This is a genomic window from Brevibacillus sp. AG, assembly GCF_028369215.1.
GTDB lineage: Bacteria > Bacillota > Bacilli > Brevibacillales > Brevibacillaceae > Brevibacillus > Brevibacillus porteri.
This window is the reverse complement of the sequence record NZ_JAQMYO010000006.1, coordinates 58,119-81,013: the sequence shown is the minus strand read 5'-3', so window position 1 is coordinate 81,013 and position 22,895 is coordinate 58,119. Positions and strand designations below refer to the sequence as shown.

General features: G+C 51.2%; 15 protein-coding genes. 1 reads left to right on the top strand and 14 read right to left on the bottom strand.

What is annotated here, in order from left to right:
• Positions 1–100 precede the first annotated feature (100 nt).
• From addA to POF51_RS16630, 4 genes are read right to left on the bottom strand one after another with little or no spacing between them, the layout of a single operon-like run.
• Complete coding sequence (gene addA / locus POF51_RS16645) at positions 101–3,934, bottom strand: helicase-exonuclease AddAB subunit AddA (protein WP_069848986.1); 3,834 nt, start codon at positions 3,932–3,934, stop codon at positions 101–103.
• On the bottom strand, positions 3,903–7,400 hold the full coding sequence (gene addB / locus POF51_RS16640) for a helicase-exonuclease AddAB subunit AddB (RefSeq protein ID WP_069848989.1): 3,498 nt from the start codon (positions 7,398–7,400) through the stop codon (positions 3,903–3,905). The genes addA and addB overlap by 32 nt, the downstream gene beginning before the upstream one ends.
• 15 nt (positions 7,401–7,415) lie before the next feature.
• Entirely contained in the window at positions 7,416–11,066 is a 3,651-nt protein-coding gene (locus tag POF51_RS16635; RefSeq protein ID WP_069848991.1) for an AAA family ATPase, read from the bottom strand.
• Positions 11,063–12,304 carry an exonuclease SbcCD subunit D gene (locus tag POF51_RS16630; RefSeq protein WP_017251552.1) on the bottom strand — a complete coding sequence of 414 codons (1,242 nt, stop codon included), beginning with the start codon at positions 12,302–12,304 and terminating at the stop codon, positions 11,063–11,065. Before POF51_RS16630 ends, POF51_RS16635 begins: the two co-directional genes overlap by 4 nt.
• Positions 12,305–12,476: 172 nt before the next feature.
• Here POF51_RS16630 and POF51_RS16625 point away from each other — a divergent pair, with 172 nt between their 5' ends.
• Entirely contained in the window at positions 12,477–13,226 is a 750-nt protein-coding gene (locus POF51_RS16625; protein WP_271755752.1) for a hypothetical protein, read from the top strand.
• A 494-nt stretch (positions 13,227–13,720) separates the two neighbouring features.
• Here POF51_RS16625 and POF51_RS16620 read toward each other — a convergent pair whose 3' ends face one another.
• The 10 genes from POF51_RS16620 to POF51_RS16575 all read right to left on the bottom strand — a co-directional run bounded on the left by POF51_RS16620 (position 13,721) and on the right by POF51_RS16575 (position 22,812).
• Entirely contained in the window at positions 13,721–14,635 is a 915-nt protein-coding gene (locus POF51_RS16620; protein ID WP_017251554.1) for a COX15/CtaA family protein, read from the bottom strand.
• A gap of 122 nt (positions 14,636–14,757) precedes the next feature.
• A complete protein-coding gene (gene cyoE / locus POF51_RS16615; RefSeq protein WP_069848996.1) occupies positions 14,758–15,693 on the bottom strand; it encodes a heme o synthase in 936 nt (311 codons plus the stop codon).
• Between the two features lie 96 nt (positions 15,694–15,789).
• Positions 15,790–16,248, bottom strand: coding sequence for a DUF420 domain-containing protein (locus tag POF51_RS16610; RefSeq protein WP_069848998.1), 459 nt, complete (start codon positions 16,246–16,248; stop codon positions 15,790–15,792).
• 43 nt (positions 16,249–16,291) lie between these two features.
• Entirely contained in the window at positions 16,292–17,164 is an 873-nt protein-coding gene (locus tag POF51_RS16605; RefSeq protein WP_069849001.1) for a cytochrome c oxidase assembly protein, read from the bottom strand.
• Positions 17,165–17,719: 555 nt separating this feature from the next.
• Positions 17,720–19,162, bottom strand: coding sequence for an NAD-dependent succinate-semialdehyde dehydrogenase (locus POF51_RS16600; protein WP_069849003.1), 1,443 nt, complete (start codon positions 19,160–19,162; stop codon positions 17,720–17,722).
• 24 nt (positions 19,163–19,186) lie between these two features.
• Positions 19,187–19,690, bottom strand: coding sequence for a 1,2-phenylacetyl-CoA epoxidase subunit PaaD (paaD, locus tag POF51_RS16595; RefSeq protein ID WP_069849005.1), 504 nt, complete (start codon positions 19,688–19,690; stop codon positions 19,187–19,189).
• Between the two features lie 16 nt (positions 19,691–19,706).
• A complete protein-coding gene (gene paaC / locus POF51_RS16590; protein WP_271755749.1) occupies positions 19,707–20,540 on the bottom strand; it encodes a 1,2-phenylacetyl-CoA epoxidase subunit PaaC in 834 nt (277 codons plus the stop codon).
• A gap of 17 nt (positions 20,541–20,557) precedes the next feature.
• Positions 20,558–20,890: a 1,2-phenylacetyl-CoA epoxidase subunit PaaB gene (paaB, locus tag POF51_RS16585; protein WP_015893218.1), complete on the bottom strand. Its 333-nt coding sequence runs from the start codon at positions 20,888–20,890 to the stop codon at positions 20,558–20,560.
• A 10-nt stretch (positions 20,891–20,900) separates the two neighbouring features.
• Positions 20,901–21,869, bottom strand: coding sequence for a 1,2-phenylacetyl-CoA epoxidase subunit PaaA (paaA, locus tag POF51_RS16580; RefSeq protein ID WP_069849009.1), 969 nt, complete (start codon positions 21,867–21,869; stop codon positions 20,901–20,903).
• 115 nt (positions 21,870–21,984) lie between these two features.
• Positions 21,985–22,812: a methyl-accepting chemotaxis protein gene (locus tag POF51_RS16575; RefSeq protein ID WP_069849012.1), complete on the bottom strand. Its 828-nt coding sequence runs from the start codon at positions 22,810–22,812 to the stop codon at positions 21,985–21,987.
• Positions 22,813–22,895 lie beyond the last annotated feature (83 nt).

The window sequence follows — 22,895 nt, the reverse complement described above, 5'->3', positions numbered from 1 at the left end:
TAGGCCGAAGCGTAGACTGGAAATGCGCTTCTTCCTCCACCACAGATGCTGTCCTATACAAAAAGACCGCCAGAGCTATTAACCCTGACGGTCCAACATACTAGTCCATGCTTTCATCCGAAAACGAAAGAGAGAATCCACCTGAGAGTAAATAAAGATAACTAGACACGTTCCCTTTTGGCTTGATGATCTGCTTGATCGCCCGGACGTATAGCCTGATCTGCCCTTCGTATCTTCTCTTCATCTCTTCGATGGCTATGGCAGTCGCCTCTTTTGCCATCCAATCTGTCTTGAAATCGATCAGGACGAGGCTTCCATCCTGTTCCTCCAATAGGCAATCAATGACCCCTTGAACGACAACCTGCTCGTTGCTCTCTTCACCCAACTCCGCTTCTACTTCATAAGCAGGAAGCACGAGGGTAAATGGTAATTCACGATGCACGACCGCCGCCGACTTCATTCGCTGCCCCAAAGGATCAGCGAAGAATCGGGCGATCTGTGGAACATCTACTGCTTGTACCTGCTCGTCAGTCAAAAAGCGACGTGCCGCGAGTGCCATCACCTGCTCCCGAATATCCGCTTCATCCAGCGGACGCTTCAAATCGAGATGTTGGAACACTAAGTGCGTAATTGTCCCTTTTTCTGCTGCTGTCAGTCGATTTGATTTTTGATCAGACAAAAACTTTGGCTTTTCCGTAATCGACGGCAGTGTGAGTGGCTGTCCGCCTTTGCTGACTTTGACATGTCGCTTGAGTTCGCTGACACTCCATTTCGCAGCGACGCGTGGCGCAATGGGATGCGGGTCTTGCCATCCTAACCTCGTGTCGACAATCTCTCGCAACGTGTCATCAGACGGTCGTTCCTCAATCGCCTCTCGTCTGGTCATGCGCTCCCACAGAGACGCCTCGTCGTTGGTTGACTCTCCTTGAGCACGAAGCTCATCTGCCTGATAGAAATGAAACGACCAAACCGAATCATCCAGCACACTTCTGACTCTCACGACATCTCCTGATCCTTGTTGCTCTGGATATGCCCGCAGTAATCCTGCGCCAGGATGTCTCAGCATCGCACGCCCTACCCAATCCAGGTATCCTTTTGCCTGAATCAAGTCTTCGTCACTGAGCCGCTCGCTGTCATCCTGTCTGCCCCAGTCCGTCACACTTTTTGCGAGATCCCTCGATGAACCAACAAGAATGAGCTTCTCGCGTGCACGCGTCAAAGCCACATAAAGCACACGCATTTCCTCTGCCAGCATATCCCGACGCAGCTTTTGCCGGATGCCTAGCGCAGCCAGACTCGGATAGCGCAGCTGCATGGAGGGCTCGATTGCCATCGGGCCAAAGCCCAGATCTTTGTGCAGCAAAAACTGGCTTTTCAAATCCATCGTATTAAACTGCTTGCCCATACCCGCCACAAAAACAACCGGGAACTCCAGCCCCTTACTTTTGTGGATCGTCATGATGCGTACGACATCCTCGTTTTCTCCGATGGTTCGTGCTTCACCCATATCATTGCCCGCTTCTTGCAGACGGTCGACAAAGCGCAAAAAGCGGAACAAACCTCGATAGGAGCCAGCTTCGTATTGTCTCGCACGATCATAGAGCGCACGCAAGTTGGCCTGTCGCTGCTGACCGTTTTCCAGAGCCGCCACATAATCGAGATAGCCCGTCTCCCGGTATAGCATCGTCAGCAGTTCCGATAAAGCACCTCTGCGAGCCTCTGTCCGCCATAGATCCAATCGGCCAAAAAACTGTCGCAGCCTTCTCTCCCACGACTCTTGGACCGGGCGTTCCTCTGCATATTGGAGTACGGCTTGGTGAAACGGCCCTGTCGCGTAATGAATGCGGATTTGAGCAAGTTGCTCCTCCCGCAAGCCGACGATAGGAGACCGCAAAACAGCTGCCAATGGAATGTCTTGGAGCGGGTTGTCAATGACACGCAGCAAGGAGAGCATCGTTTCTACCTCAGTCGCCGCGAAATAACCCGCAGTCTGCTCCGCATACACAGGAATTCCTGCCGCGTGCAGCTCCTCTTGCATTGTCTGCCCCCAGCCTGAGGTCGCACGAAGCAAAATAACGATATCGTGATAGGCCAGCGGACGCATTCCCCCAGCCTTTTTATCGAAAACGAGGAGTGGCTCTTCTCCCTCGCCTGGCTCCATCCAACGTCGAATGCGGCTGGCGATTAGTCGCGCTTCCAGCTGTGCTACACTCGCTTCCTCTGCGGACTCTCCTGCTGTCTCGGGAATACTTGCTTCGCCCTCATCTGTCGACTCGGCAACAACCACCTGACCTTCTTCTGCTATCGCTGTATTCCGGTCGATCAGATGCATCTCTGCCTGCAAACGGTTTGGCTGTGCTTCAGGATAAGACGCACGGTTGATCAACTCCGCCGAAGGATCATAACCAATCTCACCTACCCCGTGAGACATGATCTGACGAAACAAAAAGTTAACGGCATCTACGACTTCTCTTCTACTACGGAAGTTTGCCGCCAGATCAATACGCCGTCCGATGCACGCTTCGTCAGCGTCCCTATCTTTTTGATAGGTTACATATTTTTCGAGAAACAGCTTCGGCTCTGCCAAGCGGAACCGATAAATACTCTGCTTCACATCACCCACCATGAAGCGATTCGCTGGCTGACCATCCGCTCCGTCTCGGGAAACCATTTGCAAGATGGTCTCCTGCACGAGGTTGATATCCTGATATTCGTCTACCAGCACTTCCGCGAACTGTTCACGCAATTGGGTCGAGATAGACGAAGGAACAGTCTCCCCAGACTCATTCGTTTCGGTTAAAACGCGCAGAGCAAGATGCTCCAAGTCGCCAAAGTCGACCAAGCCACGCGAGCGCTTCTCCAATTGAAATGCGTCCGAAAATGCTGTCACCAGTCTTGCCAATGTCTGCATGTGAGGAGCAATCCGCTGCAAATCCGCAACGTACTGCTCGGCTGTCGTAGAAAAGTATTGCTCGATTTGCTCTGCCAGTTCCTTTTTCACGCTGTTTCGCAGGTCTTGCACCTGTTCCTTCACGAGCGGATCTGTACCTTTCACTGGAGGCAGCTTGGCAAATACAACTCCTCGGACAGCTCCGACAGTCGCTTCCCAGCCATCTATGCAAGCCGCTCCAGCACGCTCTAGGGCAGCTGCTTCCGCCTCAAGCAAAGGTAAATAGCCAGCAGGCCCTTCCGGTGAGCCTGCCAATAGAACTGCCCTGCGCATCTTAGCCATCATTCCACCGAGTGCCAGCTCCACAGAACGCAGCACGCTTCTGGTCCACTCCAGTCCGTCCAGACCGTTTTTATCGTGAACCGCAAACATTCCAGCCGCTTCCCCGAGCCATTGTTCTGGTGCCGGATGACTGCGTGAAAACTCATACAGCCTGAGCAGCAAAATGGTGAGAGCATGATCGTCCTGACCGTCCAGCATCACATCAGCTAATGCATGAAAATCCACGTCATTCTCATACCAGCTCTCCAGCTGTTCCTCCAAGACATCCTGCCGCAAAAGCTCGCCTTCCATCTGATCGGCAATGCGAAAATCAGGATCGAGTTCAATCAGATAGTAATACTGGCGCAAAATCCCCAAGCAAAACGAGTGAAGTGTCGTAATCGTCGCCCGCTGGAGTAGAGCCAGTTGTCGACGCAGATGAGAAGAGTGCGGGTCATCTTTCAATGCTTTTCGCAATGCATCGCCAATCCGGTGACGCATCTCAGCCGCTGCCGCATTGGTAAAGGTCACCACCAACAGCTGATCGACACCAACCGGGTCCTTCTCGTCCATGATCCGTCGGATAATCCGCTCAACCAGAACAGAGGTTTTCCCTGAGCCTGCTGCCGCTGCCACCAGGAGATTATTCCCGCGCTGGATAATCGCTTGCCATTGCTCGTCCGTCCATTGTTCAGGCTTGGCCTGCAATTGTTGATCCGCCATCGGTCATTCCTCCTTCTCCTGCCATCTGCTGTTCTGCCAGCATGCTCCATATTTGCTTGTTGTTCCACTTGGCAAGCTGTCGGTGCTCATTCCCGCCTGCATCTCCATCGAACTTGCATACTGGCTTGTACGAACAGTAATCGCAAGCAGTCATCGTCCCATTTGTGTACGGTTCGATCTGGATTTCCCCGTTGGTCATGCGCGTACTGATTTGCTTCACGGTATCGCGAACATAGGAGGTCAAGGCTTGGAATTGCTCGGCTGTTGCCACAGATGATCGCGACGAAAGCGTTCCGTCCTTTTTGATTTCAAATGGCACCAGCTCTGACGCCCCTTGCTCTACATAGCCATCCATCATTCGTGCCAGCTCTGGGTCTGCGAGCATCAAGCCTTTCATGCGCAAGCGCTTTGCCCGCTCCTTTGCCGCTTCGTCAGCCGTTAGCAAGCGTTTTGCCGTCACAAAAGGATCGGCTACCTGATAGTAGAAAACGCCTCCCATTTCGGCTTTTTTCCCCAGCCATTCCTCCGCATTTGCCACGACGACATCCAGATAGACGAGCAGTTGCAAGTTCAGGCCATTCCACACGTCGGAGAGAGACAGCTGCTTGGGACTGGACTTGTAGTCAATCACGCGCAAATACGGGACCTCACTATCCAGTGATTGGTCAACGCGGTCAATTCGTCCGATTAACTGAAGCTCCACGCCATTTTCAAGCGTTAAAGCCAATCCCGGTAAATCTGAACTCGGCCCAAACGAAACCTCCAGTCCTACTGGTGCAAAACGGCTGCGCTTCGCATGCTCCCCGAGTACGTAAATCGCGCGGCCAACTGCACGCTTCAGCTTGCCGGACAAATAACGATACCGGGCGGTCCGCGTCAAAATGCTGCTGCGAGTCGCAGGAACCAGTTCTTCTACAACCACATTTGCAAGCTGCATGCTATTGTCTTCCGTCAGCTTGCTCCACTCCAGATTGTCTTCGTTCATTTTTTCAACGGCTCGCTTGAGTGATGCGTGGAACAGCTCTCCCACATCGAAACGTTCCAGCTTGTACATCGTTCTCTCTGCCAATCTGAGACCGTGAGAAGAGAAATGCGAGAACGGACATGACTGGAACCGCTCCAGACGAGACACGCTCATTTTTAGTTGTTTGCCGTACAAGGCCGTGCTCGTTTCTAAATCCAGCTCCTGCGGTCGATTGAAGTAACGCAAGCCGGACAACAGCCACTGCTCCCGTTTGACATCGGAAGAGGTACGAATATACCAATCGTATACCTCCCACCAGAAATCTGGCAGCTCTCCTGTTTTCTTCATAGATCGCAATAGCGTCAACAGGTGGCGGAACACACGTCTCGGATGACCGAGCAAGAATGCATCGGTCTCGTGCTGCCCGGTTGGTTCGTTATAAAACACCTGATGCGGGATATCCGGCAGCACTTCCCGGATGCGTGTAAACACGGAGGAGGGCAGCAGTGCCTTGCCCTCTTCATCTGCCAACGCACAGCTCAGGATCAGTCTCTCCGATGGTCTCGTCATCGCTTGGTACAGCAGGTAAGGCTCAGCCATCAGCCGTTGCTTTGCACTCGGTGCCAGAGACATTCCCATTTCAGTCAGTCGCTCACGTTCCGCCTCATCCAGAATTCCTTCTTCTTTTGGACGCAACGGAATAATGCCCTCGTTTACGCCAAGCAAAAACAGAGCTTTGACATCCGGTTGACGGGAGCGCTCCATGGCCCCGATAAGCACCTGATCCAGCGCCGGGGGAACGAGTCCCAATTCAATCGTCTCCAGACCGCTGTCGAGCACACGAGCAAATGTCGCCAGATCCATGCTCTCGTCGCCCATGACCTCCACGACCTGATCCATCAGCTCGATCAATCCCGTCCATACTTGTCCGTGCACCTGTGCTGCATCGAGATCACCGTCATTTTCTGCCTTCCGCTGCCAATTCTCTAGCTTGTTAGGCACATCCAGCGCGATCAGAAGGTTGTACAGGGCAAGAGTCATTTCCTGTACGTTATTGCCCGTTGCTTGCTTCATCTCTTTTTCAAAGAACAGGAGCGGCGCTGCGTATTTGCGTCTCAACTCATCGATTTTCGCGTCTTCCTCAGCGCCAGCTTGCCCGCGGAAATGCCAAGCAGATTCTTCTGCCCATTGATAACCAAAGACACCATGAGCCAGCACGTAGTTTTCCAGTCGGTCGATTTCCTTCCGAGCTGTATGCTCATCGGTGATATCCAGCAGGAGCAGGTCTGTTTTCAAGCAGCGGAAAACAGCATCGTAGCGCCATTTTGTGACAATGACCTCCAATGCCGAGCGCACCAGCTCGACCAAGGGATGGTGCATGACAGAGCGCTTCTGGTCTAAGAAGTGCGGGATGCCGTATTCGTTAAATACAGCCGAAATCTCGTCAGCGTACGTACCAATTTCCCGAAGCAAAATCGCCATGTCCTTCCAGCGATACCCCTCTTCTCTCGACAGAGTCAGGAGCTTCAGCGCCACAGCCTCTACCTCTGCTCGCCTGTTCACTGCTGAGAGCATCGTCACTTCGTCCGAACGTCCGGGCTGATCCGGGATTGGCGGGTCTCCCCATTGGAAATACACTTGTTCGACCTGACGAAGCCATGGACTGCTCTTGAATCGCTGTGCCTCGGCCAATAAAAGCGGCTTGGCGATTGAGACACCCGATTCACGCGCCATCAGTGTCAAGGCTTGGTATGTTCGCAGTGTAGGGTGGAACAGCCCCAGTTCATCCACAGAGGCGTCCCGTTCATTCGGGTCAAGCGTCAGTGCAATCGTCACCTGCTTGGCGTGCTGCATCAACTGTTCGATCAAGCGCAGCTCTTGATTCGTAAACCCGGTAAAGCCATCGATAAATATTTCAGCCTGCTTGATGTACATGGAATCACGTACCATTGTGGCCACTCGGTTCAGGATGTCATCCGCATCACAATACCCCTCCGACAAGTAAGCCTCGTACGCATTCATAATCAAGCGAAGGTCATGTATTTTTTGATTGAGATTGGCTCCTCCCCACTCCAGATTCTCGGAATCGGTGAAGGATACCCCATACGATTTGCACTCGCTAATCAAGCGACCGAGCTGAGAAGCAAACCCAGGCTGTGTCGCCGAGCGCCCGAATACGTTCAGCTCTTCCTTATGCCGCTCCAAAAGCATGCGCAAAACCATATGCTTGCCCAGATCGTCAACAGGCACGGTAGTCAGGTCGCCCAGCTCCTGCATGAGCCTGTGAGCCAATCGACCGAAGCTGAGCACTTGTGTCCCCATCACACCGCCTAGCTCTGGCAGTGTGGCGAGCGCATACTCTTCCTGAAAGCTGGCCTGTTCCGGTACGAGCAGAATCATAGGCGAACCCAACGGCTTTTCCCGTAGCCGGGCTTGCATCTGCCGATGGATCGATTCTGTCTTCCCCGTTCCTGCCCGCCCCAGTATAAATTGGACTGCCATGATTTTTCCCCTTCCCTACTCCATTTCCAGATGCAGCATGCTGCCTTTTCCCATCGGTTCTGCTGGTGTCACGACCAGACGACGCGGCATGCGCACACGTATTTCCGGGACGTGGCTAATGACCCCGATGGTAAAATCGTCCATGCGCAGTCGTTCAAGCGCATCCATAACGACTTCCAATAGCTCCGGATCGAGTGTCCCAAAGCCTTCGTCCAAGAAGAAAAACTCCAGGCGGCCGCCACGCATTTGAATCTCCATCGACAGGGCAAGAGCCAGCGACAAGGAAGTCAGGAATGTTTCCCCGCCAGACAATGTGCTTACTGGACGGCGCATTCCTCCAGCACCTTCATCTCGCAAAACAAATTCGCCCTCGTCGCCGATTTCCAGCCCGTAACGATTGGCGGTCATCCGCTTCAGGTGATACGAAGCGTCTCTGGCGATTGATACCAGTTTTTCCTCCGCAATGAACTGGACAAACGCCTTGGCTTCAAACAACTTTTTCAACTCTTCCAAGCGGCTCTGCTCATCCTGCTGCTGTACCATCTCTTTATGAAGCTCTTGCCATTTGTCATGATTTTTTTCCATGCGATCCACGTGCTCTTTGGCGACAGCGACTTGCTTTTGCGCCTCCTGGAAGGCTTGCTCCCATTGCTCCCATGCCTCTTTTGCAGTGGTGAGCTCTTCTTGCGTAAACGAACGGCCTGCTACTGCTTGCTGTAGTCTTTCTTCTTCGTAACGAAGCTGCCCTGCGATTCGCGTGTAAGCCTCGACTTGTTCCTGTGCCTGTGGCAATTGCTCGCGCTCTGCGTACCGCTCCCGTACATACTCGACAGTGCCGAGACCTGTTTCTTGCAAGCCTTGGTACAATGTCTCGTGAGCTTCCGTGCGTTGCCGTGTGAGGATGGCCAACGTCTCCGAATATTTGACCAGATTGTTTTGCACCGTTTCCCGCGCCTCGGCGGTCTCTTTGCGCTTTGTCTCTGCCAACGTGACTGCCTGACGCAAACCGAGGAGAGAATCCTCTACCCGCATCAGACACTCCTGCGCAGTAAGTCCTCCCGTGCGTTCCAGCCATTGAGCATGTTTTTGTTCCCACATGCGCTTTCTATCTTCAAGCTTTTCCTTCAGCGCCGCTTCCCGTGATTTGCCCTCTACCTTGCGCGACTTGGCGGCTTCTACTTGCATCGTCAGCTTTCCGCGCAGCGTTTCTTTCTCGGATCGTACCTGCTGTAGTTCTGCTAAACGGCGATCTGATTTTCCGATTTCCTCGTACCGCTGTTCGATTTCCTCGATGGGAAGCTCATTGCGCTTCGCGTCGAGCTCTTCTCTGGATTGCTTTTCTTGCATGGATGCAGCGTCCAGGCGAGCTTTATTGTCATTGATTGCCTTCTGTGCCTGCTCGAGCAACAGCGTGCTCCGCTCCATCAAGCGTTTCTTTTCCGCTTCTTCCTCACGCAAGGCCTCCAGCTGCTGCTGCAATTGCTCACGCTCTGCTTTTAGTCGCTCTCTTTCCGCTTGCTTGGCGATCCGTTCTTTTTCCTCGCGCTGATAGACTCCGAGTAGCTCTTCAAAAGAATCCACGATCCAAGGCTGTCCGTACCCGCGACACTCTGCCTTGATCGCTTCCAAGCGCGCTTCCAGCTGTTCCTGTTCAGCCTTTACGCTTGCTAGGCGCTCATCAAAAGCAGCAAGCGCTCCCTTCGCTGCCAACCAGGCTTCCTTGGTCTTGCCTGCTTCTTGCTCAGCCGCACGCAAAGCCTCTTCTGACGCTTTGATTCGGGCACGCAGGGCATCACCCTCCGTCCCCACTTCAGACGCTTTTGTATGGTTCTGGTGCCCGTGTGGGTGGTGTTCGGAACCACATACCGGACACTCCTTGCCTTCCTCTAAACGTTCGCGCAAAAATCGCGCCATGTTTTCCTGCTGCCAGCGTTCCCATTCTTGGCGCAGCTCATCTCGTTGGACCAGTTGACTCTTCACAAGTGCTTCGCTTGTCTCTACTGCCCGAGTCAGCTCTTGATTGCGCTCATCCAACTGCTTACGCTCCTGGACGATGTGTTGCGACTTCTCCTGCCATGATGAGAAAGCCTGCAATACTTCCCGCCACTGGCGACCTACCTGCTTCATGTCTGCCAGTATATTTCTTGCTTTCTCCCATTCTGCTTCGCTCATCAAAGCCGAGTCGGTAGGTGCTGCCAGCTCTTCTCTTTTTTGTGCCAACCGATTCGCACACGCTTCCCAGCTGCGCTTGTTCTCATCGGCCGTATGGGTTGCCGCCTGGATGTGCTCCTGTGCTGCGAGTTGTTCTTTTTCCAGCTCACGTACCTTGGCATAGTCTCGTTCCCACTGCTGCTTCGCTTCTCTGGCTGCCGCTATTTGTGCTCGCCATTCAGGAGAGATCGTGACCTGCTTCATCTGTTCTTGCAGATCCGCCCACGCTAGCTCCCAGTTTTTTAATTCGGCTTCATCCTTTTCCAACTGTTGTTCTATGTTGGTCAAGGCGACTGACACTTCATTCCACTCTCGCTCCAGACCTGTCCACTCTTCCCGGATCGCCTTTAGCTCCTCTTCCCACTCCTGTGCCTGTACCAGCCTGCCCTTTTGCTGAATCAGTAACGGCTCCTGTACAGCCAACTCGGCATGAACCTTCTGATACGCTTGCTCTGCCTCGTCTACGGCCAAACGAGCACTCTCCTGTTGTTCGCGGCTGCGTTCCAATGCCGTACCGGTCGCATGCCATTCCTGATCCAAACGCTCATATTGCTGGAGTAATGGCCACAATCGAATACTCGACTCCCATTCGCGAATCTTCGCGGTTAGGGATGCCATTTCCGCTTCATTTGCTTCCTGCTGCTGTAGTTGCACCTGGACTTGCAATAGCTCCTGATGCCACTGGTTCAGCTGCTCCAGCTCCTTTAGCTTCCCGGCCAGCTCCTGTTTTTGCTGGGTGAATTCCTGCTCTTTTTGCGCAGCTTCCTCCCATGTATGTCTCGCCAGCTCCAAGGCTTCCGGACCTGCGTCACCCAGAGCTGCACTCGCCAGTTGCAAGCGATGCATCTGTTCCTTGACCTGCTCCAACGCGTGGCGTACGCGCTCGCTCAGCTTTTCCCCATAAATATGTAGGCGGAACATTCGTTGCAGCATTTCATTGCGCTCACTGCCCTTCAGCGTCAAGAAACGGGAAAATTGCCCCTGTGGCAAAACGACCGCCCGGGTAAAGTCCTGCAAAGTGAGACCAATCAGCGCCTCAATCGCGGCAGTCGCGGACGTGGCTTTGGATTCCAATACGACATCCGGCTCTCCGGTCAAGGCTCCCGACTGAATCAGCCTTACTTCCGGTTGTCTCTTGTTCCCCTTTTTATCCAGGCCAAATTCCCGTTCCACCGTATATTGCTTGCGCTCATCGCCAGTCCCCAGCTCAAAGGTAAAGGACACAAATACGCGCTGCTCCAGCTGGTTCAGCACTTCTTTCGGATGGTTTCCCCCGCCCAACCGGACGACCTGCCCGTACAACGCTAGCGTGATCGCGTCCAAGATTGTCGATTTCCCGCTTCCAGTCGGACCGAATATCCCAAACAGTCCCGCCTGACATAGCACTTCGAAATCGACCTCTTGCATTTCTCTGTAGCTGTGCATCCCTGCCAGCTTCAATCGTATCGGTCTCACTCTTCTTCCCCCTCTCCTCCGGTTTCTGCCAATAGACGCTGGAACAAGGCCACCAGCTGCTCATCCGGCTCTGCTCCCCGTCTCCGTTCATAGAAGCGTTTGAACAATTGATCGGACGTCAGCTCTGTCAGCTCGACTCGCTGTTCCTCTTCCTCCTCACGCTCTTCCCTCACGACAACACGTTGTATTTTCAAGAAATCATCCGAAAGCTTGCGGACACGCTGAAATTCTGCCGGGTCGATCACGCCAGATACATGCAGCTCCAAGTCAATCCACGCCCCTGCATCTCGTCCCTCTTCCAACCAGCGCTCGACTTGCTCGATTCCCTCCGTCGCCCTCCAACGTGCCAATGGCCGTGCGCTCGTCAAATAAATGATCTCCTCACGCACTTCTTGCCCTGGCTCCACCTCGACCAGTACGACTGCCTTGCTCTGACCTGCTTCGGAAAAGCTGTACGAAATCGGTGAACCGCTGTAACGCACCAACGGCTTGTCACTGAGCTTTTGCAGTCGATGGAGATGGCCGAGCGCCACATAATCAGCGTTCTTCGGAAAAGCCTGCGGTGATACAGTCAACGCTCCCCCAATTTGAATCGGTCGCTCGGAATCTGTTTCCTTACCGCCCATGACAAACAAGTGGCTCGTGACCAGGTTGACCGTATCCTCACGAAAATGAACAGACAGATCAGCAAGCAATTGTGCAATGCGCTCGGAAAAAGCAAGCTGCATCTGCTCCTGGGTAAAGCTTTCGCTCAACAGCTCCTTTAATCGCGATTCAGAAGGATACGGCAAAGCCAAAATGACCGCATTCGCTGCGCAGCCAGGAATCTTCATTTCTAGCCAAGAAGGGCCTCCCTGCACAAGTTGCACGCGATCAGTCGATGCTTCCTGCGTCAGCAGTGGCGCTTCCTTCGGCAACCCCAACAAAACAATTCCGTGCTTTGTGGCAAGCGGCGCTGCTGCCCGCACCCGCTCAGGCTGGTCATGGTTCCCCGCGATCACGACAACACCTCGCCTACCTTCCGAAGACAAGCGCTCCAATGCATCATAAAAAAGCTCTTCCGCCCAAGCAGGCGGATTGACCGAATCGTACACATCCCCAGCAATGAGCACCAAATCCACTTCCCGCTCATCAGCGATGTGACAAAGCTCGTCCACAAAAGCTGTTTGTTCTATCCGTCGGTCCCGCCCTTCCAGCTGCCGCCCGAAATGCCAGTCGGCTGTATGTAATATCCGCATATCTACTATCACTCTCCACGATCATGTGTTTGCTTTTCATTGTAACAAAAGACAGCGCGGTTCGCGGTTGAAATTTACTCCACTTCCCCGTAACTTTTACTCCTGACTGCTCGTCTTCCAACTGAAAAGGTCGCGATTGATCGATCTCATCCCGGAAAGGAGCTCGTTACCGTTGCGTAATTCCCGCCTGTTGCTCACCCTGACAGTAGGACTTACCGTCTCCAGTCTCGTCCTCACTGCCCCCTCTTCCCTTGCCTCCAGAGAGCCTACCAAGACCCAAGTAATGGATTGGATTGACAAGCAAGCCAAAAATCCAGTTGTTACCGACAACTTTGATTTTCAACTCGTCAATCTCGATGATGACCCGGAACCAGAAATTGTCGCCAAGCATAACGGCAGCGTACATATCGGGAATTTTTACGTTTTGGATCAAAAACCTGATCGTACGTATGCCCTCATCGCGGAAGAGGAATGGAATCCACCGCGCCTGCAATTGGATCATTGGGACTATACGCGTGAAGTGAATTACTCCGAGATTGATAAGAACACTGAAGTTGAACCGCGTTTACTCGCAGAAAAACGAGTATTTGAAACCGTCCAGCATACTGGCGGATCAGGCATATCGGTCTACGAGGCGAATCTGTGGTATTTGGACAAAGGTCGTTTGGTCAAAGCATGGGAAGGACTGCTGCGGGAAACGGTTTCCGTGCCGGGTGGTCAACTTTTTCGTACTGTCGGCAGTTATCAAATCGTACATGATGACGAAGCAAACCCACTGCTCTACCACTGGCAAACGAAGCAGGAGCTAAAACCGGATACAGCTGAACTGCTGCCGGGCAAGCCTGAGACTGCTTTGCAAATGTATCGTTGGGAAAATGGTGTTTTTGTTCCGGTGAATGTTGAAAAACCGTCTGGGCAATAGCCTGACGGTCTGTAATTCGATGTCCTCAATCGGTTGGGGTGGGGGCGAGGCCCTGCCACATGTTCTCCAGTCGCCTTTTTCCTCTCTTCGTTCGGGCGGTCTCCTTCCGAACATGTGACAGGACTTCCCAACAGCTGTGTATCTGCTCCGCTACGTTTACACCATCGTGAAAGTAGGACATGAAGCATCTTTGAATCCACTCGCAATTGGTTTTATCGAAAGTCGCGTTGGAAGAAGTGCATTTCCAGTCCAAGCGCCTCTGGAGCCCTACCTAGCGTAGAAATGAATGGCGGGGGTTTTCAGCTTTTATCACATACATAAACGCTGTCACGTTTTCTGGTTTGAAGCGCTCCCGCCATTTATTTCTTAGCGGACAGTGAATCCCCCTTGCAGGGCGTAGGCCGAAGCGTAGACTGGAAATGCACTTCTTCCCCACCACAGCCACATCATATAAAAAAAGCTGCCCTCCACAAATCAGGAGCGCAGCTTTCCTCTTATCTTCTCAGCTTTTCATTTGTCGGTGACTTCAACGTCTGCAAGCACATGTAGCAGATGATCCCGAACAAAATGGTGATAATCATGGAATGAGTCAGTGTAGCATACAGGTGAAGCTTGTAAATAATGACGAAGCCACCGCTGAACACCTGCGCGATGCAAAGAATAAAGCTCAGGATACTCGCACCGTATAAGTCACGCCGTTTTTCCTTGAAATGACGTATGCAGTAAATCATTGTCCCCAACAACAAGAATCCCAACACCATCGCAGCGATTCTGTGGGCAAAATGAATACCAGTCTGTCCGTACAACTCTGGGATAATCTGTCCCTGACACAGCGGCCAGTCACTGCATGCCATACTTGAACCCGTATGTCTGACATACGCTCCGAGATAAACAACAGCGTACGTATAAGTTGCGACGAACCACATCCAGTTGCGGAAGCCTTTTGAGACGGTCGTTTTCACCAAGCTTTGCGTTTTTTCCCGCTGATAAACGAACACACTCAACAAGAACACGCCTGAATAAGCAAGCAAGGAGAATCCGAAGTGCAGAGCCAAAACAGATGAGGACTGTGGCCAAATGACGGCAGAAGCGCCGAGAATGGACTCCACTACGATGAAAAACAAACCAAAAATAGCGAGATTGCGAACTTCTTGGTTGCCTTTGTAATAGCGCCAGCAAAGTACAGAAAAAATCACGACAACAATACCGGCAACACCTGTAATCAGGCGATGAGAATATTCAATAATGGATGCCAACGTGTATTCCGGAACCCATTTTCCGTTGCACAGCGGCCAGTCATTTCCACAGCCGAGTGCTGAATCTGTCTTGGTAACAAGCGAACCGGCTACCATCACGATAAACATGATCAAGGTAGCAAGAAAAGCTAACGGCTTCAGCCATTTTTCCATAGTAATTCACCCTGTTTCTTGTGAGGATCAAACAACACCTCGTTCTATGTCCTCTTTTACGATAATGAAACATCCCCTGCTAAGCAAGGGATGTTCCGTGAACATTTAGTGAGTGTTTCGTGTCAATAATAGTTGACCATGGTACTAATGACGATCGCTGCACAAAACACGGTCAAATAAAGGATAGAATAGCCGAACAGTTTGCGTGCCCAAGTAAGATCATCCTTGGTTTTGAACCCCTGTAAAAGCAGAACCATGTACACAATCCCCATCACGCCCATGACGAGCAAATACACATAGCCTAGGCTAGCGTGGACGAACAGCAGCAAAGAAGCCGGGAACAACACCGAACCCCACAGCACCATTTGTCGCTTCGTCTCGGCAAAGCCTTTTACTACCGGTAGCATCGGCAGATTACCTGCACGGTATTCTTCTGTTTTCAGCATGGCCAACGCCAAAAAATGGGGAGGCTGCCACAAGAACAAGACCAGGAACAACAGCCAAGCCGTCATGTCCATGGTGCCTGTTACTGCTACCCACCCAATCACTGGAGGAGCTGCACCTGAAATACCACCAATCACCGTATTGAGAGTTGTTACTCTTTTCAGCGGCGTGTAAATCAACACGTAAAAAATGTGACCGATTAATCCCCAAACCGCCGCCAAGGGATTCGCATATACAGCCAACACAGTAACCCCTGCCAACAGCAGGCCAATCCCTAAGAGGATCGCGTTACGTGCAGAAATTCTTCCCGTCGCTACCGCACGATTTTGCGTCCGCTTCATTTTTTTGTCCAGATCACGGTCGTAGAAATTATTTAAAGCCGCACCCGACATAATGACCAAAGCGGTTCCTAGCATGGTGAATAAAGCCAGTTTCCAGTTCGGATAACCGTAGGACGCTAACCATAAAGCAGCAAAAGTGGTCATCAAGTTTGACAGGGTAATACCAGGCTTCGTCAGTTGTACGTAATCCTGAAAGGTAGCTGGCCCTACCGGCTGTGTCTGCAAAGCAGCATCGGCATCAAGCGATTCCTGCATCGGCATTTGCTGGTCCACGTTTTGTACCTCCTGTTTCCTTCTATCTGAACATCCGAATCATGACTGGATAAACTAACTACATTGTATCCAATGCCCAAAAAACTACTAAAACGATTACTTACCAAAAATTACATCCAGTACGCCAGACGTCTCTCCACCTGGATAAATCCAGTACAGCAGTAAATAAACCGCAGCTCCTGTAATGGAAGTGACAAACCACACAATGGACGTCCAAGGACCGATCTTACGATGAGAAGCATAGTTTTTCTTGTAAGCGTATCTGAGTGTAATCAGACCCATCACACCACCGACTGTTGCCAGGATGATGTGGAAAAACAAGAACGTCTGATAGATTGGCTTGATGCTGTCTGGTCCGCCAAAATGCGTGTTTCCGACAAAGGCCGTTCTGGATACATAAGTGATAAAGAAAATCGTGGCACAGATCGCAGCCCATTTCATAATCTTCATATGCTTTTCTACTTGCTTTTTCGCAATGGCGTACCAGCCAATCGCAACGAGAATTCCGCTAATCACGATAAAAGCCGTACTTACCGTAGGCAATATGAGCCCCATTTTTTCACCTCATTCAACAAACGTTTCTGCTGTTCGCGCATATTTAATAAGTCGGCTTTTCAGCACCGAAAGATTGATCCATCGGCATGTCGTCCTGCTTCTCTGCCTTGTACCAATGGTAGAAGACATAGGCCAGCACACAGCCGTAAACAAGCTCCTGTACCAGCTTCATAATGATTCCGCCAAGACGCTGATCGTTAAACGCGTCGAGGCTTTGGAATAGCTGTGGCGCAGCTATATACGTAGCGTACAGCGGTTCCGAAGCAAAAATAATCAGCGCACAGGCGGGCGTAATCAAGACACCGTTTGCAAAAACGTACGACAGTTTTTTCAATCCAGCCAGTTGTCGCTTGTTATCAGACAACGGACTCACAATCGGCCACCACATCGCAAATGCGGCAATCACGAGAATGACATGATAAAACGTCATCCACTCATGGTTAATCGCGACGGCATCAAAAATAAATGGAACATGGTAAAACGAAAACAGTGAGTTGAACAACAGCGCTGCCACTAACGGGTGTGTCAAAGAGTTTAGTATGAACTTCATCGCTTTCGGACGGAAAATCTTGGCCAAAAGCCATTCAGGCATTGCGAGAAGCATAAGCGGTGGCAGGGCAAAGTACAAGATCGATTGTTGGAGCATGTGCAAACTAAACATGTAATGATGGCCGTAATAACTGATAGGGCTTCCTTGTGCGGTGTAAAACAACACGATTGCCAACACAAAAAGTAATCTTTGCTTGCCAGTCGCCGGTGTAGCGTTTTCAAAACGTTTATGCATAGGACCGGTTACAAGAAAATAGACAGTAGTCACGAGTAACGACAAAAGCATCACATCCGGACTCCATAAATCTGAAAAGGTTGCGGTTCCGGCAGCCGGTGACATCTCGTGCATTTGATGTTCATTTCCCATGTTTATATCCTCCCTTCCAAAATGTAAAATCTTGGACGATACCACTCTTGCTGGGCGTCGTCATATGTACATATTGTGTCAATATGAAATACCAATTTTTATCTATTAAATGTTGCCCTTGATCCAATCTCCATTATACCGTTGATTCCCTTTTTCTTTGTAGATAAAAATGAACAAAGTGTTGAACAAAACAATTCACAAAATTTACATAAAAAAACTCCTTATGAGTGGAGTCAGCATAGTGGAGGAGAAGAAAAAGCACAGTTCTCTTCGACTCTGACACGCCCGCAAGGGGGATTCACTGGCCGTCTCCACTTAAAAAAGGGGACCGTCGAGCCAAAGCCACCCTACGGGCGGAAGATTCTCAGGGAAGAAGTGTTCGACAAGCGGGTCCCCTTTTTGAAGTTCCGACTGGGTTGGCGGTGTCAAGGTCTACGAGCCCTGTGCTTTTTCTTCTCACCAGCTTTGTTTGTTCATCGGTACCTTTTAAAATCTTTCCTATATGAAAATAAAAAAGAGTCCAGATCTTGTCTGAACTCTTCTTCTCTTCTTATCTTACAGTCCAAAGGAAACGAACTTGGTTTCCAAATACTCATCCATTCCGTAGCGGCCACCTTCACGGCCGATTCCGCTTTCTTTGAATCCGCCGAACGGCGCTTGCGTCTGCGTAGGAGAACCATCATTGATCCCTACGATTCCGTATTCGAGGAGCTCAGCCATACGGAAGCAACGCTGATTATCGCGGGTGTACACATAAGCAGCCAAGCCGTAACGTGTGTCGTTTGCCATCTGTACAACATCCGCTTCCTCTGTAAAACGCACGAGTGGAACGACTGGACCGAACGTTTCCTCAAAGGAGATTTTCATATCCGTTGTAACGCCAGCAATCAAGGTCGGTTCGCAATAGAAGCCCTTCGCATAATCACCTTCAAGCAAACGATTTCCGCCGTATACCACTTGCCCGCCTTTGTCCTTGGCGTCCTCGATATGCTCGAGCACCTTGTTCAAGGCACGCTCGTTCACCAGTGGACCGATCTCTGTCTCTTTCTGGCGACCATCTCCTACCTTCGCACGCTTCAGACGCTCTACCAGTTTTTCTGTGAACGCATCTGCGACATCCTCGTGGACGTACAGGCGGTTCGTGCAAATGCACATTTGACCGGAGTTGCGGAATTTGCTCTCAAACAGACCTTTTACGGCTGCATCCAGATCGGCATCCGGGAATACGATGAACGGTGCGTGACCACCAAGCTCCATGCTGACGCGCTTCACTTGCTTCGCCGCGCCCTCCATCAGCAGCTTGCCGACACGAGTGGAGCCTGTAAATCCGATTTTGGAAAGCTTCGGATTGTCGATGAACTCTTTCCCAATCGATTCAGGATTTCCAATGACGAGGTTTACGACGCCTTTTGGAAAACCAGCCTGCTCAATCAGCTCAAACATACGAATCGCAGACAGCGGCGTGCTTTCTGCTGGCTTTAAAACCACCGTGCAGCCCGCAGCCAATGCCGGAGCGATCTTGCGTGCAACCATGTTCACCGGGAAGTTCCACGGGGTAATCGCCCCTACCACCCCTACAGGCTGACGTAGCACCATGATGCGCTTGTTCGCAACGGAGGATGGGATCGTTTCTCCGTTGACACGTTTGGCTTCTTCTGCGTACCAAACGAAATTATCAGCGGCACCCAGCACTTCGCCTTTTGCCTCGCCCAAAGGCTTGCCCATTTCAGCAGAAATGATGCCCGCTAGTTCATCCCGATTGTTTTTCACCAGCTCGGACAAGTTGTACAAATATTTGGCGCGCTCGCGAGCAGTCAGTCGAGACCAGCTTGCAAATGCCTGATGAGCAGCGTCGATGGCCTTGTTGGCATCACGACCATCGCCGAAGGTTACTGTTCCAACTGTTTCGCCTGTAGCAGGATTCGTAATTTGAATGGACTCGCCACTCTCGGCAGTCACCCATTCTCCATTAATAAACATTTGCTTGTACTCTCCCATGACATTCGCTCCTCTCAATCTCTCTCAATAGATTGGTTTTAGGGCCTCAAACGGATTTTTGCAGTGCCGGCAATACAAAATACTTCGACAAGCAGCAGGGCCAAACAAATTTTCCATTTTTGTATACGGGGAATCACAGTAGGGACATGCCACTTCCCATGTATCTCCCTGTTTGAAGTCAAGCGGTGGCGGCGCGATGCCAAAGCTTTTCAGCTTATCACGAGCATCCAAGGCGATACGATCAGAAGTCCAGGCTGGATCATAGACAAACGCTACCTGAACCTGATTGATTCCTTCTACCTCCACCAGCTTTTCTGTGATGTTCTTCTTCATGATCTCGAGTGCCGGACAGCCGACAAAGGTAGGGAGCACCTCGACGTGTACGACGTCTGCCTCGACGCGCACTTTGTGAATCATCCCCATCTCTACCATGCTGATCACCGGAATTTCGGGATCTGTTACTTGCTGCAGCAGTTCCCAGCATGTCGCTTCAAGCCCTTCATGCAGTTGCAATTCTTCTTGCGCCATGAGAGAATCACTCCTTTTACCAGCCTGCAGCCGGATCAATGCGATACACTTCAGACAAGGTAGCCAAAGCTTGCACCAGATCAGCAGTATGTTCACCGTGACGACCGCGCTCTTGTGGAACTCCTGGCTCACCCTGCCATTCGAGTCCTGCTTTTTCGAAAATGTCTTTGGTCAGTGTCAGCCATTTTTGTTTCAGTTGCTCTTCTTCTGCAATCAGGCCAAATTGAACGATAGCGCCCTCGTTTGGTCCAAGATGAGGCAGCTCCCCGGCATCCTTCCAAACTTTTGCAATGGCTGCCTCCAGCCTCTGACGCGCATCAGGCGTACTGTTCGCCAGTTGCTTCAGCCAAACTTGCCAGTGCATCAGATGATAGCGATGCTCTGTCATCATTTTGCGACTGACCAGCGCGAGTGGTGCGTATGACGACTGCGTAAGTGCCTCCAAGCGAACCTGCTTGTATAAGCCGTACACATAGCTGCGAACAATCGCATAAGCCCAATCGTAATGAGGATGATCGTTGTATTCGCCGTCGCCGTTTTTACGCTCTACCAAGATCGCATTGGAAAACGCCTTCACCTCGCGCAGCTGTGCGAGATCGTCTGCTTTTCCTACCCCTAGTTGCTCCAGCATTTCATAAAACATCACGGCATGGCCCATCATGTCCTGGGACATCGAAGAAAAGGCCACATCTTCTTCAATATGCGGAGCAAGCCCAAGCCATTCCGATCCACGATACGCCAATATAAAATCGTCATCAGCAAGCTGGAACAACAGGTCGGTTAACGCTTTTGCGAATGCCGGGTTTTGTTTTGCTACTTCCACTGTTTCTACATGTAAACGGTCGCCCATGATTGAATCCCTCCTGCTTAACTGCCGTTGCCTGCATGCTTCTGTTTTTCTTCGTACTGCTCGCGATGGTGACGCCATCTCGACTGCAAGTCGCCGTATCCTTTGGTCTCTCGATAACTCTTGTTGTCGAGTCTTTCCAGGAAAGGACGCTCCTCTGGCGGTAGTCCAAAAATGTCGTCGCGCTTGACTACCCACAAATTAAAACAAGGCTCGCGGCGCAAGAAATTTTCCCTCGCCATGCTCAATGCGACTTCTTTATTGGGTGCCAACAAACTGAACTGTTGGACGAACGGAGCATTTACGCTTTTTTGGCTGAATACTTCATATATGAAAAAGTTTTCGTTGCTCATCCACATTCACCTACCCTACTTGTCGGCCGTACGACATGATCGCGTCACGCACCCATTTGGTTTCTTCATAAGACATTACCCGAAGATTCAGACGATGAGCGGAGCGTGGTCCGTTCCCCTTGACGATTTGCTTGAACTCTTCCCAGTCAGGCTGTTGGTAGACCCATTTGTCTTCTGCCTCGTCGAAGTAAATCGTATCGTCTGGAACTGTGAAGCCAAGGTGGAAAATACGCGGCAAATACTTTTTCAGGAATACTTGGCGCAATTCTTCATTGGTCTGTGTACGAATCTTGTAGCGCATGTTGGATTCCTGATTGCTCGTAATGTTGCCGTTTTCCGGCGGTCCGAAAAACATCAAGAGCGCTGGCCACCAACGATGGATAGCATCTTGCAGCATTTGGCGCTGTTCATCGGTGCCTTCTGCCAACTCCAAGACGATGCTCTCCCCGTGTTGGGCGTGGAACTTTTCTTCCGCACAGATCCGATGCAGAGCACGGGCGTAAGGTGCATAAGATGTATCGAGGGACATCGATTGCGTAATGATAGCCGCGCCGTCAACCAGCCAGCCAATCACACCAGCATCAGCCCAGGTAGGCGCCTCCATGTGGAATACATTGTGAAATTTCAGTCTTTTTGTAAACAAATCATTCATGATATCCTCGCGCGTCTTGCCCAATGGCTCAAGCAAGTCTTCTGCGACGCGAAGAAGCAATTGACCATGCCCCATCTCGTCCTGGACCTTCGCCATAATTGCCAGCTTTCTGCGCAGTGTCGGCGCCTTTGGTACCCATTCTTTTTCCGGCAAGGCACCCATGATCTCACTGATGCCATGCATCGAAATCAGCTTGATCAACTGGTTGCGATAGTCGTCTGGCATCCAATCGTCTGCCTCTATTTTTTCCCCGCGTTCGATTCTCGCTAAAAACGCTTCCAACTTTTCGTTTTCAGTCAGATCGGCATGTTCGAGCCTCATTTGCATGGAGAACGCCCTCCTTTTATCAGATATGCATTATGTTAAAATTATAATACGTTTTTATAACGCAATAATATCATAACGTCATACGTTTTTGCAATACGCTTACATTGAGACTCTACTATTCTCCGCGCCCAGTTATTTCTGCTGCCTTTTTCAATTGCTCGGCCATTTGCCTCAGCTCCTGCATTACTGCATCCAGCTCCTGAATTCGCGTTGACTGCTGCACGCTGTGATTCATCGTCTTCTCCATTTCGCCCGTTACCGTCCCGACGAGTGCATTCATTTCATCTAATAGATGGAAAATACCTTTCGCTGAAGTAGCGGTCGTCTGGGAAAGCTGACGAATTTCCTCTGCGACCACGGAAAAGCCGCGACCAGCAGCACCTGCCCGTGCCGCTTCGAGGACGGCATTCAAGCCGAGTACATTGGAGCGCGTCGAGATATTGCGGATCAATTCGTTGATTTGGGTCGTTTCTGCAATTTTCAGCCCTAATTGACCAGCTGCATCACTAAGCGTATGGCTAGCTTGTGCCAAATTGTCCGCGTCCTTTGCCAGACTTTCTGTATGCTGAGCGATATTTTCCAGCGCGTCCGTCAAGTTTTGAGCCAAACCGTGCAAACGATCCTCTTGATCGGTCGTCACGCCTGTCGCCAAGCAACCAACTACACGCCCGTTTTCTACAAGCGGATAACCGACTGCGATATAAGGAATGCCGTAGAGCTCTTTGGAAATCTTCTTCACGACCCGCTTGCCCTCTTTTACCGCCGTCGCATTGATACTCCCCGGGCGCAATTCGTCTCCTACTCGAATCCCCAGGTTCAAGCCCTGTGCCGGATAATAGGCGAGAAACTTCTCTTTGTCGGTGACTCCTACCATACATTCAGACAAAAACGCCTTTTGTAAAATCGGTGCGACCATTAAGACGCTATTCAGCAATTGAGACATGCATGATCCTCCTACCCTTGTGTTGAAAACAACGATTCCCCCCGCATTCTTCTTCACGACGCGGAGGGAACGAACTTCTTTCT

Bases quoted from the DNA above. Each gene is read 5' to 3' on its own strand.
- paaB (WP_015893218.1), bottom strand. From the start codon at position 20,890: ATGAGCAACGAAAACTTTTTCATATATGAAGTATTCAGCCAAAAAAGC.
- POF51_RS16630 (WP_017251552.1), bottom strand. From the start codon at position 12,304: ATGCGGATATTACATACAGCCGACTGGCATTTCGGGCGGCAGCTGGAA.
- POF51_RS16620 (WP_017251554.1), bottom strand. From the start codon at position 14,635: ATGGAAAAATGGCTGAAGCCGTTAGCTTTTCTTGCTACCTTGATCATG.
- paaD (WP_069849005.1), bottom strand. From the start codon at position 19,690: ATGGCGCAAGAAGAATTGCAACTGCATGAAGGGCTTGAAGCGACATGC.
- addA (WP_069848986.1), bottom strand. From the start codon at position 3,934: ATGGCGGATCAACAATTGCAGGCCAAGCCTGAACAATGGACGGACGAG.
- POF51_RS16605 (WP_069849001.1), bottom strand. From the start codon at position 17,164: ATGGGAAATGAACATCAAATGCACGAGATGTCACCGGCTGCCGGAACC.
- POF51_RS16600 (WP_069849003.1), bottom strand. From the start codon at position 19,162: ATGGGAGAGTACAAGCAAATGTTTATTAATGGAGAATGGGTGACTGCC.
- paaA (WP_069849009.1), bottom strand. From the start codon at position 21,869: ATGCAAATGAGGCTCGAACATGCCGATCTGACTGAAAACGAAAAGTTG.
- POF51_RS16575 (WP_069849012.1), bottom strand. From the start codon at position 22,812: ATGTCTCAATTGCTGAATAGCGTCTTAATGGTCGCACCGATTTTACAA.
- POF51_RS16610 (WP_069848998.1), bottom strand. From the start codon at position 16,248: ATGGGGCTCATATTGCCTACGGTAAGTACGGCTTTTATCGTGATTAGC.
- addB (WP_069848989.1), bottom strand. From the start codon at position 7,400: ATGGCAGTCCAATTTATACTGGGGCGGGCAGGAACGGGGAAGACAGAA.
- paaC (WP_271755749.1), bottom strand. From the start codon at position 20,540: ATGGGCGACCGTTTACATGTAGAAACAGTGGAAGTAGCAAAACAAAAC.